This is a genomic window from Streptomyces sp. NEAU-W12 (assembly GCF_026242095.1).
Taxonomy (GTDB): domain Bacteria; phylum Actinomycetota; class Actinomycetes; order Streptomycetales; family Streptomycetaceae; genus Streptomyces.
In genome coordinates, this window is sequence record NZ_JAPJDM010000004.1 from 83,552 (window position 1) to 97,355 (window position 13,804).

The following is a 13,804-nucleotide window of genomic DNA, read 5'->3' on the forward strand; positions in this document are numbered from 1 at the left end:
GAGGCGGCGGCCCGTGCCCCCGGACGCGGCTCCGCCCCGGCCGGGCGTGCTGCCGGCCGGGGCGGAACGGGAAGCCTTCGAGGGCTGCCCGGGGGCGTCAGCCCAGCGACGCCAGCGCCTCGTTCCACGTGGCGGACGGACGCATGACCGCGGCGGCCTTCGCCGGGTCGGGCTGGTAGTAGCCGCCGATCTCGGCCGGCTCGCCCTGGACGGCGACCAGCTCGTCGACGATCTTCTGCTCGTTCGCGGCGAGGGTCTCGGCGAGCGGGGCGAAGGTCTTCGCCAGGTCCGCGTCGTCGGTCTGCCCGGCCAGCTCCTGCGCCCAGTACAGGGACAGGTAGAAGTGGCTGCCGCGGTTGTCGATGCCGCCGAGGCGACGGCTCGGGGACTTGTCCTCGTTGAGGAAGGTCGCCGTGGCGCGGTCGAGGGCGTCGGCGAGGACCTTGGCGCGGGCATTGCCCGTGGTCTCGGCGAACTGCTCCAGGGACGGCACCAGGGCGAAGAACTCGCCCAGGGAGTCCCAGCGCAGGTAGTTCTCCTTGACCAGCTGCTGCACGTGCTTGGGCGCGGAACCGCCCGCACCCGTCTCGAACAGGCCGCCGCCCGCCATCAGCGGGACGACCGACAGCATCTTGGCGCTGGTGCCCAGCTCCAGGATCGGGAACAGGTCGGTCAGGTAGTCGCGCAGCACGTTGCCGGTGACCGAGATGGTGTCCTCGCCGCGGCGGATGCGCTCCACCGACAGCCTGGTGGCCTCGACCGGGTTCAGGACGCGGATGTCCAGGCCCTCGGTGTCGTGCTCGGCCAGGTACCGCTCGACCTTGGCGATCAGGTGGGCGTCGTGGGCGCGGGTCTCGTCCAGCCAGAACACGGCCGGGGAGCCGGTGGCGCGGGCGCGGGTGACGGCCAGCTTGACCCAGTCGCGGATCGGCGCGTCCTTGGTCTGGCAGGCGCGGAAGATGTCACCGGCGGAGACGGCCTGCTCCAGGACCGCGTTGCCGGCCTGGTCGACGAGACGGACGGTGCCGGTGACCGGGATCTCGAAGGTCTTGTCGTGGCTGCCGTACTCCTCGGCCTTCTGCGCCATCAGGCCGACGTTCGGCACCGAGCCCATGGTGGACGGGTCGAAGGCGCCGTTGGCGCGGCAGTCCTCGATCACGGCCTGGTAGACGCCGGAGTAGCTGGAGTCCGGCAGGACGGCGAGGGTGTCGGCCTCCTGGCCGTCGGGGCCCCACATGTGGCCGGAGGTGCGGATCATGGCCGGCATGGAGGCGTCCACGATGACGTCCGAGGGGACGTGCAGGTTGGTGATGCCCTTGTCGGAGTCGACCATCGCCAGCTTCGGCCCCTCGGCGAGCTCGGCGTCGAAGGACGCCTTGATCCCGGCGCCCTCGGGCAGGCCCTCGAGACCCTTGTAGATGCCGCCCAGACCGTCGTTCGGGCTGAGGCCGGCCGCGGCGAGCTGCTCGCCGTACCGCGCGAACGTGTTCGGGAAGAAGGCGCGCACCACGTGGCCGAAGACGATCGGGTCGGAGACCTTCATCATCGTGGCCTTCAGGTGCACGGAGAACAGCACACCCTCCTGCTTGGCGCGGGCGACCTGCGCGGTGAGGAACTCGCGCAGCGCGGCGACCCGCATCACGGAGGCGTCGACGACCTCGTCCTTCAGGACGGGTACGGACTCGCGCAGCACCGTGGTGGTGCCGTCGTCGCCGACCAGCTCGATGCGCAGCGCGCCGTCCTCGGCGATCACCGCGGACTTCTCGGTGGAGCGGAAGTCGTTCTCGCCCATCGTCGCCACATTGGTCCTGGACCCGGAGGTCCAGGCGCCCATGCGGTGCGGGTGGTTCCTGGCGTAGTTCTTCACCGAGGCGGGGGCGCGGCGGTCGGAGTTGCCCTCACGCAGAACCGGGTTCACGGCGGAACCCTTGATCTTGTCGTAGCGGGCGCGGATCTCGCGCTCCTCGTCGGTCTTCGGGTCGTCCGGGTAGTCCGGCAGCGCGTAGCCCTGGCCCTGGAGCTCGGCGACCGCCGCCTTGAGCTGGGGGATCGACGCCGAGACGTTCGGCAGCTTGATGATGTTGGCCGCGGGGGTCTTCGCCAGCTCGCCGAGCTCGGCGAGGGCGTCCGGGATGCGCTGGTCCTCGGTGAGGTGCTCCGGGAACACGGCGATGATGCGTCCGGCCAGCGAGATGTCACGCGTCTCCACGGGGACACCGGCCTGGGAGGCGTACGCCCGGACCACCGGCAGGAACGAATACGTCGCCAGGGCGGGGGCCTCGTCAGTGTGCGTATAGATGATGGTCGAGTCAGTCACCGGGTGCTCCGCTCCACGTCTGCAACATTGCTCGACATCAAGATATCCCGTACGCGCCCCGAGTTCGACAGGGGTCCGGGCGGTGGGGAGGCCGACCGTACCGCCCCCATGGGGTCCGGTCCCCTGCCGGACCGGCCGGCCCGCCGTACGTCAGACCGGCCGGGACGCGGTCATGTCGCCCGGCTCCGGCTCGGCGCCGCGCTGCTGCGGGAAGACCACCGAGCCCTGCTGCAGCGCCACCGTCCGCGCGGGCGACGGAATGCGGATGCCCTCCTCGCGGTAGCGCCGGTGCAGCCGTTTGACGAACTCGTGCTTGATCCGGTACTGGTCGCTGAACTCGCCGACGCCCAGGATCACGGTGAAACCGATGCGGGAGTCGCCGAAGGTGTGGAAACGCACCGCCGGCTCGTGCTCCGGGAGCGCCCCGGTGATCTCCGTCATCACCTCGGCGACGACCTCCATGGTGACCCGTTCCACCTGCTCCAGGTCGCTGTCGTAGGACACCCCGGCCTGCACCAGGATGGTCAGTTCCTGGTCGGGACGCATGAAGTTGGTCATGTTCGTCTTCGCGAGCTGCCCGTTGGGGATGACCACCAGGTTGTTGGAGAGCTCGCGGACCGTCGTCTGACGCCAGTTGATGTCCTCGACATAGCCCTCCTCGCCGCTGCTCAGCCGGATGTATTCACCGGGCTGGACGGTCTTGGAGGCGAGGATGTGGATGCCCGCGAACAGGTTGGCGAGCGTGTCCTGGAGCGCCAGCGCGACCGCCAGACCGCCGACGCCGAGGGCGGTGAGCAGCGGGGCGATGGAGATGCCCAGCGTCTGGAGCACCACCAGGAAGCCGATCGCCAGGACCAGGATCCGGGTGATGTTCATGAAGATCGTGGCCGAGCCGGCGACGCCGGACCGGGCCTGGGTCACCGACTGCACCAGGCCGGCCATCACCCGGGACACCGACACCGTCGCCGCGAAGATGACCATCACCGTCAGTGTCTGGTTGACGTTGTGCTGCACGGTCCGGGTCAGCGGCAGCGCCGCCGCCGCCGACGCGCCGCCGCCCGCGACCGCCGCCCACGGCGCGATCATGCGCAGGGCGTCCACGGCGACGTCGTCGCCGCGCCACTGGGTGCGGTCCGCGTGCCGGCCGAGCCAGCGCAGCAGCATGCGCAGCAGGAACGCCGCGAGCAGGCCCGCGACGAGCGCGATACCGGCGTACAGCGCGTCGTTCATGGTGAGCGCGCGCGTCATCGCTCACCTCCGGCGAACACCCTTGCCGCGGACCGTATGTGATGTCGTGTCACGTCTCGTCACCTGCTCGTGTTCGGGGATGCCCGGGAGAGTGCGGCCCGGGAGGGCGTGCCGTGCCGAACCGGCCGGCCGGTGGTCGGCACGATCGCTCATCCTGCCGTATCCGCAAGGGCAGTTCGTACCACGCCGTGGCCGCGGGACGGACTGCTGCCCTCCTGGTCGGATCACCTTCGGCCGCACCGGCGCGCCCGGCGCCGGCGCTCCGGTCGGCGACGGCAGCCACGCCGTGACGGCCCGGAACGCCGGCGCCCCCCGTGGTCGCCCGCCCACCGCGAACCGGGCGGCCGGCAGCCGTGCCGCCGGCAGCCGCTCGAGGACCGCGCCCCGCCGGGTGCACGCGGCGGCCCCCCGGGGGCGGACGGGCCGCGCCTCCTTCGTGCCGGCGAGAGGTCTTGACCTCAATAATGGTTGAGGTCCTACCTTTCCCAGCATGAGCATGGAAACCACAGCCTGGACCCAGCTGCGCAGCGTCATGACCGCGGAGGAGGAACGCCGTCCCTTCGCACGCCGGACGCTGCGCCGCATCACGGGGTTCGCCCGCCCGCACCGCCGCCGCATCACCCTCTTCGTCCTGCTCGGATCCGCGACCGCGCTGCTCGCCGTCGCCACCCCCGTACTGGCCGGCCGCGTCGTCGACACCATCGTGACCGGCGGCGACTCGGCCACGGTCGTCCGGCTGGCCCTGCTCATCGCGCTGATCGCGGTGGTGGAGGCGGCGCTCGGCATCCTCGGCCGGAGACTGTCGGCGTCCCTCGGGGAGGAACTCATCCTCGATCTGCGGACCGCCGTCTTCGACCACGTGCAGCGGATGCCGGTCGCCTTCTTCACACGCACCCGCACGGGCGCGCTCGTCTCCCGTCTCAACAACGACGTGATCGGCGCCCAGCGGGCCTTCAGCAACACCCTGTCCACCGTGGTCGGCAACGTGGTGACGCTGGTGCTCGCCCTGGCGGTGATGCTCACCCTGTCCTGGCGGATCACCCTGCTCGCCCTGGTCCTGCTGCCGGTGTTCGTCGTCCCCGCCCGGCGCATGGGCCGCCGCATGGCCGGCCTGCAACGCGAGGCCGCCGCCCTGAACGCGGCCATGGGCACCCGGATGACCGAACGCTTCTCCGCGCCCGGCGCCACCCTGGTCAAGCTCTTCGGCCGCCCGCAGGAGGAGTCGGAGGAGTTCGCGCTGCGCGCCCGCCGGGTCCGGGACATCGGCGTACGGACGGCCACCGCCCAGACCGTGTTCATCACCGCGCTCACCCTCGTCTCCGCCCTCGCCCTGGCTCTCGTCTACGGTCTCGGCGGCCACCTCGCCCTGCGCGGCTCCCTGGAACCCGGCGCGGTCGTCTCCCTCGCGCTGCTGCTGACCCGCCTGTACGCCCCGCTGACCTCCCTCGCAGGGGCACGGGTGGAGGTGATGAGCGCCCTGGTCAGCTTCGAGCGGGTCTTCGAGGTGCTCGACCTGAAGCCGCTCATCGAGGAGAAGCCGGACGCCCGCGACGTGCCCGACGGTCCGGTCTCCGTCGAGTTCGACGACGTCCGCTTCGGCTACCCCTCCGCCGACAAGGTCTCCCTCGCCTCCCTGGAGGAGGTCGCCTCCCTCGACACGCGCGGCGGCACCGAGGTCCTGCACGGCGTCTCCTTCCGCGCCGAACCCGGGCAGACCGTGGCCCTCGTCGGCTCCTCCGGCGCCGGCAAGTCGACCATCGCGCACCTGCTGCCGCGCCTCTACGACGTCGACTCGGGCGCGGTGCGCGTGGGCGGCGTCGATGTCCGCGACCTCACCGCGCAGTCGCTGCGCGACACCCTCGGCCTGGTCACCCAGGACGGCCACCTCTTCCACGACACCGTCCGCGCCAACCTGCTGCTCGCCGCGCCCGCCGCGAGCGAGCCCGACCTGTGGGACGCGCTGCGCCGCGCCCGCCTGGACGGCCTCGTACGCTCCCTGCCCGACGGCCTGGACACGGTGGTGGGGGAGCGCGGCTACCGGTTCTCCGGCGGTGAACGCCAGCGCATGACCATCGCCCGGCTGCTCCTCGCCCGGCAGAGGGTCGTCCTCCTCGACGAGGCCACCGCCCACCTGGACAACACCTCCGAGGCGGCCGTCCAGGAGGCCCTCACGGAAGCCCTGGAGGGCAGGACGGCCATCGTCATCGCGCACCGGCTGTCCACCGTCCGGGCAGCGGACCTGATCCTGGTCGTCGAGGAGGGCCGGATCGTGGAACGGGGCACGCACGAGGAACTCCTGGCACTCGGCGCCCGCACCTGTACCGCCTGTGCCGCCTGTGCCGCCTGTGCCGCCTACGGCTCCCTGCGGTGGCCCGCGGAGGGCCGCCCCGCGTCACTCGCCACGGGAGTCCGCCCTGGTCTGCACGGAACCCTCCCCGTCGCCGGACTTCCCGCTCTTCGAACCGCCACGGCCACGCCTGCCCCGGTCACGACTGCGGCCGGCGCTCCCACGCCCACGACCACCGCCACCAGGCCCTCCGCTGTGCGCGTCGAGCTCGATGGCGAGCGGTGAGGCGGTCAGCACCGACGAGTACGTGCCCACCCCGATGCCGATCAGCAGCGCGAGCGCGAAGTCGGTGAGCGAGTCACCGCCGAGCACCGCCAGCGCGGTCAGGATGAAGAGCACACCGATACCGGTGTTGACGGTACGGGGCAGCGTCTGCAGGACCGCCCGGTTGGTGGACGAGGCCAGGGGAGCCTTCGGGTTCTTGGCCCACAGTTCCCGGATGCGGTCGAAGACCACCACGGAGTCGTTCACCGAGTAGCCGATCACGGTGAGCAGCGCGGCCAGGAAGACCCCGTCGATCGGCTTGCCCAGCCAGGCGAAGACGCCGGTGAGGATCACCACGTCGTGCGCCAGGGTGCTGACCGCGGCGGTGCCGAACATCCAGCGGAACCGGACGGCGAGGTACACCAGTTGGGCGCCGAGGGCCAGGCCCAGCGCGATCAGCGCGTTGCGGCGCAGTTCGTCGCCGAGGCTCGGACCGATCAGCTCGTCGCGGACCTTCTCCGCTCCGCCGCCGACCTCGCCGACGGCCTCGGCGACCTCGACCGCCTCGGCGTTGCTCAGCTCCTCGGTGCGCACGGTCAGCCGGTTGTCCCCGGAGGACTGCACGACGGCCTGCGGGAAACCGGCGTCGGCCAGGGCCGCCCGGGCCCGGTCCGGATCGACCGTGCTGCTGGTCGAGTACTCGATCAGGCGGCCGCCGGTGAACTCCACACCGAAGTCCAGCCCGCGCACCAGGACGCCCGCGCCGGTGACGACGAGCACGAGGGCGGACACCGCCAGCCAGCGGCGCGGGCGGCGCATCAGCTGCGGGTCGCGGCGGGTGAGGTACGCGCGGACCCGGCCGACGGAGGCCAGACCGGTGATCTTCGGCCGGCGGTGCACCCACCGGCGCGCCACGGCGAACTCGGCGAACACCCGTGTGATCACCAGCGCGCTGATCATGGAGGCGACGACACCGATGGCCAGGGTGACGCCGAAGCCCTTCACCGGACCGGAGGCGAGCAGGAACAGCAGTACCGCCGCGATGAGGGTGGTGATGTTGGAGTCGGCGATCGCGCTGAGCGCGCCCTTGAACCCGGCCGTCAGCGCCGAACGGCTGCTGGGCCGGCTGCGATGGCCGTACTCCTCGCGCGCTCGTTCGAAGACCAGCACGTTGGCGTCGACGGCCATGCCGATCGCCAGGACGAAACCGGCCAGTCCCGGCAGGGTCAGCGTTGCGCCGAGGGCCGCGAGGGCGGCGTAGGAGATCACCCCGTAGCACACCAGAGCCAGGGTGGCCAGGAGACCCATCAGCCGGTAGACGACGATGATGAACACCGCGGTCAGGGCGGTGCCGACGACGGCCGCCCAGGCGCTCGCCTCGATGGCCTCGGCACCCAGCGTCGGGCCCACGGTCCGCTGCTCGACCGTCTCGACCGGCACCGGCAGGGCGCCGCCGCTGATGAGCAGGGCGAGCTCGCGGGACTCGTCGCTGGTGAACGAACCGGTGATCTGGGTGGACCCGCCGGTGATACCGGCACCGCAGGCCACGGACGGATCGACCTGCGGCGAAGAGATGATCTTGTCGTCCAGTACGATCGCGACCCGGCGCTGCGGATCGCCCGCCGGGTGGCAGGCCGCCTCGCCGGTCAGCTTCGCCCAGCCCCGGTCGTCCTTGAAGTCCACGGTGACCAGCCAGCCGGCGGCGCCCTGCTGGTCGAAGGCCGCCTCGGCGCCCTCCACGTCCTCGCCGGTCAGCGCGGCGGGGGCCAGGTGGAGCCGCTCCCCGGCCTCGTCGGACAGGACGCGTTCGCCCTTCGGCAGCGGGTCGCCGGGGTCGGACCCGGTACCGGGTCCGAGCACCGGGTGGACGGTGAGCTGCGCGGTACGGCCCAGCACCTCGGCGGCCTGCCGCGGGTCCTGCACACCGGGCAGCTCGACGATGATCCGGTTGTCACCGGAGCGGACGATGGTGGGCTCGGCGACGCCCAGCCCGTCGATCCGGCCGCGCAGGACCTCGAGCGTGCGGTCGGTCGCCTCACCGTCGGCCTCGAGGGTTTCGGTGGAGCGGGTCTCCAGCACGATCTGGGTGCCGCCGCGCAGGTCGAGCCCCAGGCGGACGGGGACCGTCGCGGCGATGTAGACGGACACGGCGATCACGACGAGGGCGAACAACGCCCGGATACGGGCGGAACTTTTCACGGAGGACTCCAGCAGTCGCACCGCGGCCGGTCGAGCACGCGGCGGAGAGGAAGAGGAACGGGACTCTCAGGTGCTGGACGGCCCGGGCGGCGCCCGGCCGAGGTCCGCCGGCATGTGCGCGGCGGCGGGCGGCGCGTGCCCGGCCGCCGGGGCGGGCCGGGCCGGCCGCGGCGGGATACGGGGGGTGTGCGCGGGGGTGAAGAGCAGATGGCCCGCGGGCACCGTGCGCTCCCCGGCGTCGCGCTGCGGCCTGAGCGGGACGGTACGGGCGGTGCGGCCGTCGTCGGTGTGCGGACGGGCGTCGGACGAGCCGGCCCCGGGCGCGGCGGAGGGATCCGCAGCGGACGGCCCCGGCCTCTCGGGCGCAGGGGCGCCGGGTACGGCGGGAGCGGGGCCGAACGGGCCGGGAGCCGCAGGGCCGGGAGCCGCCGGGGCGTCGCGGACCGGTGACCGCGCCGCGCGGACCGCCCGTGGGCCGTCGGTGAGGCCGAACCCCAGGGTCGGGAGGACGGAGGCCAGGGCGGCGAGGACCGCGACGGCGCGGAGCGGAAGGCGGGCGGTGCGGGCGGCACGTCCCGGCGGGGTGGCGTTCAAGGCTCGACGAGCCCCGCGCGGATGGCGTACCGGGTCAGGTCCAGGCGGTCCCGCAGCCCCAGCTTGTTCAGCAGGTTCTCGCGGTGCCGCTGTACCGTCTTGACGCTGATGAAGAGCAACTCGGCGATCTCCTTCGACGAGTGTCCCTCGGCGACCAGCTTGAGCACCTCCTCCTCGCGCGGCGTCAGCAGCCGGGGTGCCTCCTCGCCGTGCTGGACCCGGTCGAGGTAGTTGCGGATCAGGGCGGTGACCGCTCCCGGGTAGAGGAAGGGCTCGTCCCGCATCGCGGCCCGGCAGGCGGCGACCAGATCACGGTCGGCGACCGACTTCAGGACGTACCCGCCGGCCCCGGCCTTGAGCGCCTGGAACAGGTACTGCTCGTTGTCGTGCATCGTCAGCATCAGGATGCGCAGGCCCGGCTTCAGCGCGGACAGCTCACGGGCGGCCTGCAGACCGGTCATCCGGGGCATGGCGATGTCCAGCACCGCCAGGTCGATCTCCTGGGCGCGGGCCGTGGAGATCGCCTCCGCACCGTCACCGGCCTCGGCGACGACCTCCAGGTCCGGCTCCCGGTCGAGGATCAGCCGGACGCCGCGGCGTACCAGGGCGTGGTCGTCGGCGAGCAGGACCCGGGTCGTGGTCGGTGAGGCCTGGTGGTTCATGACTGCTTCCTGACGGCGGGCACGGCCAGCCGGATCCGGGTACCGGTCCGGGAGACGGGAGTGATGTCCAGTGTCGCCCCGATGAGCAGGGCCCGTTCACGCATACCGCGCAGGCCCGCGCCCTCGTGGGCGGCGCCGGTCCCACGGCCGTCGTCGGTGACCTCGAGGACGACCCGGTCGTGGTCGAGGTACAGGCTCACCGTGGCGGAGCGCGCTCCGGCGTGCCGGGCGACGTTGGTCAGACTCTCCTGTGCCACACGGTAGATCACCAGCTCCGTACCGTTGTCCAGCGTGGGCAGGTCGGCGTCGAAACGGCGCTGCACCCGCAGCCCGGTGTGCGTGGCGAACTCGGTGGCGAGCGAGGTGACGGCACTGACCAGGCCGAGATCGTCCAGTACGCCCGGACGCAGTCGGCGCACCAGTCGGCGGACCTCGTCCAGACTCTCCCGGGTGATCTCCCGCACCTGCTGGATCTCGCCGCGCAGCGGAGCGGGCGCCTCGTCGGCGACCTGCTTCAGGGCCAGCAGGATGGCGGTCATGCTCTGCCCGACCTCGTCGTGCAGCTCGGCGGCGATCCGGCGCCGCTCCGCCTCCTGGGCGAGCAGGGCACGGGCGCTGCTCGAGGCGCGCTCCTTCTCCAGCCGCTCCAGCATGGCGTTGAACGTACTGACCAGCTCGGCGACCTCCCCGCCGCCGCGCACCGGAAGCCGCTGACCGGGCCGCAGCAGGTCGACGGTGGCCATCAGCCGGGTCACCCGGTCCAGAGGGGCGAGCCCGATCCCCAGCAGGGCCGCGTTGGCGACGAGCATCACCCCCATGCCGCCCACCAGGATCACCGCCTCGGTCAGCAGCACCGGCACGGACACGGTCACCGGAGCCCACAGCAGCAACGCGGTGGCCGCGCCCAGCACCACCGCGTTGAGTCCGAAGATCCGCCAGTACAGGGACACGGAGGTCACGCCTTTCCTCTTTGGTCTGCCTCCACTGTCGGGCACCGCGACGCCCGATGCGGCAGCGGCTCCCGATCCCGGCGAACAGCCGAACGGACACAGTGCACGAGCCGGCGGCCTTCGGTCGATGGGCTCCGCGACCCATTTCAGCCCGCCCGGCGGGCCCACGCCGTCCGGGGTGGGTCCTCGGACCCGGTGCAGATGGGTACCGCGCCCCATGGGCTCCGGGCGGGGAAGCGGCGATGGTGAGGGATCGGCCAGATCCGCCATCCGTCACCAGAGGAGACTCTCCGTGCCGCTCGACCTGCCGCCCCTCACCGAATCACGTACCGACCACCCCGCCGTGGACCAGATCAGGCAGCGTCTCGAACACGCGCGCACCACACGGGTGGCACAGCTCAAGGCGCTCGACGACACCGGACAGAGCCCCGACGATCACCTGCTGGCCCACCAGCGGGACTCCGTCAGGCGTGTCCTGGAGGAGATCGACGAGGCCTTCTCCCGCGTCGAGGACGGCAGTTACGGCACCTGCCTGGGCTGCGCCAGGCCCGTCCCGGCGGAGCGGCTCGAGATCCTGCCGCACACCCGGTACTGCGTCTCGTGCCAGAGCCGCGCGGCCTGACCCCCCGGCCCGTCCGTGGTCCTCTCCCGCTCTGCCCGAGGGGGTGAAGTGGTGACCCACCAGACGATCGACGAGCACGAGGAGGTCCTCACATCCGAGGACCGCATGATCCAGTCGGCCCGGCCCTCCTGACCCGGCACCGTCCCTGAGGGCCGCGGCCGTGGTCGTGGTCGTGGTCACCAGAAAGGCAGGAGGCGGATACTTTTTTGCAGGATCTGCATTTTTGCGTATCCTGCACGACGTGCGTGAGAGAGATCCCGCAGAGGGCGGGCTTCGGGGACGGAAGAAGCGGGAGACCCGCGCTGCCCTGACGGCGGCCGCAGTGCGGCTGGCGGCGGAACACGGCGCGGAGAACGTCACCGTCGACGCGATCAGCGAGGCCGTCGGCGTGTCCCCCCGGACCTTCTTCAACTACTTCGACTCCCGTGACGACGCGTTCGTGATGGTGGGCGCGGAGTCGGGCGCGCGCGTCCGGCAGGCGGTGCTCGACGCGCCCGCCGACACGCCCCCGCTGGTGGCGCTGCGCGACGCGCTGGCCGCGGAGCTGGGAGAAGTGGGACGGCAGCACGAGCTGTGGCGGCTGCACTCCGAGGTGCTGCGCAGGTCACCGCACCTGCTCGCACGCAGCTTCGGCGCCCACATCGAGGACGAGTTCACTCTGGCCGAGACGCTCGCGGAGCGCATCGGTGCCGGTTCGCCGCTGTTCGCCGGGGACCGCCCTCCCTTCGGGACGTCCGAGGGGGAACTGCGCAGGAAGGCCCTGGGGCTGTATCCGAGGCTGCTGGCCGCGGTCGGCTCCACGGCCGTCCGTATCGCCGTGGAGCACTGGTGCGTGCGGCAGGAGGAGACCACCCTCGAGGCCGTCTTCCGGACGGTGTTCGAGCACCTGGCCGCCGGACTCCCGGAGCCGGCCGTGCCGGTGGAGCCGGTGGAGCCGGTGGACGAAGCCTGAGCGGGTCCGTCCCTCACCCGACCTTCGAACGTCTGTGAAAGAGCTGAAGTGACCGAAACACCGGCGCCCGCAGAGGCGTCACCCACCCCCATGACCCACCGGCAGATACTCCAGGCCATGTCGGGGCTGATGGCCGGCATGTTCGTCGCCATCCTGGCCGGCACCGTGGTCGCCAACGCGCTTCCGCGCATCATCGCCGACCTGGGGGCCAGCCAGTCCTCCTACACCTGGGTCATCACCGCCGAACTGCTGGCGATGACGGCGACGGTGCCCCTGTGGGGCAAGCTGTCGGACCTGTTCAACCAGAAGCTGCTGCTCCAGCTGTCCCTTTCCCTGTTCGTCGTCGGCTCGCTGCTCGCGGGCTTCTCCCACGGCGTGGAACTGCTGATCTTCAGCCGCGTGGTGCAGGGCATCGGCGCGGGTGGACTCACGGCCTTGGCACAGGTGGTGATGGCGGCCATCATCCCGCCGCGCCGGCTCGGCAAGTACGCGGGCGTCTTCGGCGCCGTCTTCGCCGTCGGCACCGTGGCCGGACCGCTCGTCGGAGGTGTCATGGTGGACACCTCCTGGCTCGGCTGGCGCTGGTGCTTCTTCATCGGCGTACCGTTCGCGCTGCTCGCCATCGCCCTGCTCCAGCGCACCCTGAAACTGCCCACCGTCCGCCGCGAAGCGAAGATCGACTTCCTGGGCGCCTTCCTGATCGTCGCGGGCGTCTGCGCCCTGCTCATCTGGGTCTCCCTCGCAGGGAGCGAGTTCGACTGGATCTCGTGGCAGACCGCCGCCCTGACCGGTGGGGGAGTGCTGCTGCTCATCGCCGCGGTCGTCGTCGAGGCGCGCGTGCCGGAGCCGATCATCCCCCTGGGCATCTTCCGCAACCGCACGGTGACGCTCACCACGGTCGCGAGTCTGCTCGTGGGTGTGGCCATGTTCGGCGGCACGGTCTTCCTCTCGCAGTACTTCCAGATCTCCCTGGGCAAGTCCCCGACCGTCGCCGGCCTGATGAGCCTGCCGATGATCCTCGGCCTGCTCGTCTCCTCGACCGTCGCCGGGCAGATCATCACCGCCACCGGCCGGTGGAAGGTGTACCTGGTCGCGGGTTCCGTCATCATGACGGCGGGCCTCGCACTGCTGTCCACCATCGAGGCCGACACCCACTTCGGGCTGCTCAGCGTCTACATGGCCGTCATGGGCATCGGCGTCGGCATGCTGATGCAGAACCTGGTGCTGGCCGCGCAGAACGACGTTCCCGCGACCGAGCTGGGCGCCGCCACCTCGGTGCTGTCCTTCTTCCGGAGCATGGGCGGCACGATCGGTACCAGCGTGCTCGGGGCGATCCTCGCCCACCGGGTCGCCGGCGAGATGGCCGAGGGCCTGACGGACGCGGGCGTCCCGGCCGGGGCGAACGGCTCGGGCGAGGGCGCGGTGCCCGACATGGCGACACTGCCCGAGCCGATGCGGGGGATCGTGGAGCACGCCTACGGGGTCGCCACCGCGGATCTCTTCCTCGTGGCCACGCCCGTCGCGGCCCTCGCGGTGATCGCGGTGCTGTTCATCAAGGAGAAGCCGCTGAAGGACACCAGCGGCATGGAACGGCTCACCGCCGAGTCCGCCGAGTCCGCCGGTACGAAGGCGTCACCGGCCGGCGTCGGCTGAGACGAACGCCCTTCGGGGCACCGGCGCGCGGAGGTCTTCCGGGAGGTGTCCGGAGG

General features: G+C 71.8%; 9 protein-coding genes and 1 pseudogene. 4 read left to right on the plus strand and 6 right to left on the minus strand.

Translation table 11 applies throughout. The annotated features are described in order from the left end of the window. Positions 1-97: 97 nt before the first annotated feature. Positions 98-2,317: an NADP-dependent isocitrate dehydrogenase gene (locus ORI94_RS06580; protein ID WP_266073393.1), complete on the minus strand. Its 2,220-nt coding sequence runs from the start codon at positions 2,315-2,317 to the stop codon at positions 98-100. Between the two features lie 150 nt (positions 2,318-2,467). Continuing rightward, entirely contained in the window at positions 2,468-3,565 is a 1,098-nt protein-coding gene (locus ORI94_RS06585) for a mechanosensitive ion channel family protein (protein ID WP_266073395.1), read from the minus strand. Positions 3,566-4,061: 496 nt separating this feature from the next. Between ORI94_RS06585 and ORI94_RS06590 the strand changes: the two genes are divergently transcribed. After that, positions 4,062-6,137, plus strand: coding sequence for an ABC transporter ATP-binding protein (locus tag ORI94_RS06590; RefSeq protein ID WP_323056029.1), 2,076 nt, complete (start codon positions 4,062-4,064; stop codon positions 6,135-6,137). Positions 6,138-6,167: 30 nt separating this feature from the next. Here ORI94_RS06590 and secD read toward each other — a convergent pair. From secD to ORI94_RS06610, 4 genes and pseudogenes are all read right to left on the minus strand, one after another. Then, positions 6,168-8,336, minus strand: a pseudogene (secD, locus tag ORI94_RS06595) (protein translocase subunit SecD); the annotation flags it as partial. 45 nt (positions 8,337-8,381) lie between these two features. Then, a complete protein-coding gene (locus tag ORI94_RS06600; protein ID WP_266073398.1) occupies positions 8,382-8,909 on the minus strand; it encodes a hypothetical protein in 528 nt (175 codons plus the stop codon). Continuing rightward, positions 8,906-9,571: a response regulator gene (locus ORI94_RS06605; protein WP_266073400.1), complete on the minus strand. Its 666-nt coding sequence runs from the start codon at positions 9,569-9,571 to the stop codon at positions 8,906-8,908. Before ORI94_RS06605 ends, ORI94_RS06600 begins: the two co-directional genes overlap by 4 nt. Beyond that, positions 9,568-10,530, minus strand: a complete 963-nt coding sequence (locus ORI94_RS06610; RefSeq protein ID WP_266073402.1) for a HAMP domain-containing sensor histidine kinase — start codon at positions 10,528-10,530, stop codon at positions 9,568-9,570. The genes ORI94_RS06605 and ORI94_RS06610 overlap by 4 nt, the downstream gene beginning before the upstream one ends. Positions 10,531-10,813: 283 nt before the next feature. Between ORI94_RS06610 and ORI94_RS06615 the strand changes: the two genes are divergently transcribed. The 3 genes from ORI94_RS06615 to ORI94_RS06625 all read left to right on the plus strand — a co-directional run bounded on the left by ORI94_RS06615 (position 10,814) and on the right by ORI94_RS06625 (position 13,748). Continuing rightward, on the plus strand, positions 10,814-11,143 hold the full coding sequence (locus tag ORI94_RS06615; protein WP_266073404.1) for a TraR/DksA family transcriptional regulator: 330 nt from the start codon (positions 10,814-10,816) through the stop codon (positions 11,141-11,143). A 232-nt stretch (positions 11,144-11,375) separates the two neighbouring features. Continuing rightward, positions 11,376-12,095, plus strand: coding sequence for a TetR family transcriptional regulator (locus ORI94_RS06620; RefSeq protein ID WP_266073598.1), 720 nt, complete (start codon positions 11,376-11,378; stop codon positions 12,093-12,095). A gap of 90 nt (positions 12,096-12,185) precedes the next feature. Then, positions 12,186-13,748 carry an MDR family MFS transporter gene (locus ORI94_RS06625; protein ID WP_416237789.1) on the plus strand — a complete coding sequence of 521 codons (1,563 nt, stop codon included), beginning with the start codon at positions 12,186-12,188 and terminating at the stop codon, positions 13,746-13,748. Positions 13,749-13,804 lie beyond the last annotated feature (56 nt).

Coding starts and splice junctions, on each gene's coding strand:
- ORI94_RS06590 (WP_323056029.1), top strand. CDS start 4,062: ATGGAAACCACAGCCTGGACCCAGCTGCGCAGCGTCATGACCGCGGAG.
- ORI94_RS06605 (WP_266073400.1), bottom strand. CDS start 9,571: ATGAACCACCAGGCCTCACCGACCACGACCCGGGTCCTGCTCGCCGAC.
- ORI94_RS06625 (WP_416237789.1), top strand. CDS start 12,186: ATGACCCACCGGCAGATACTCCAGGCCATGTCGGGGCTGATGGCCGGC.
- ORI94_RS06585 (WP_266073395.1), bottom strand. CDS start 3,565: ATGACGCGCGCGCTCACCATGAACGACGCGCTGTACGCCGGTATCGCG.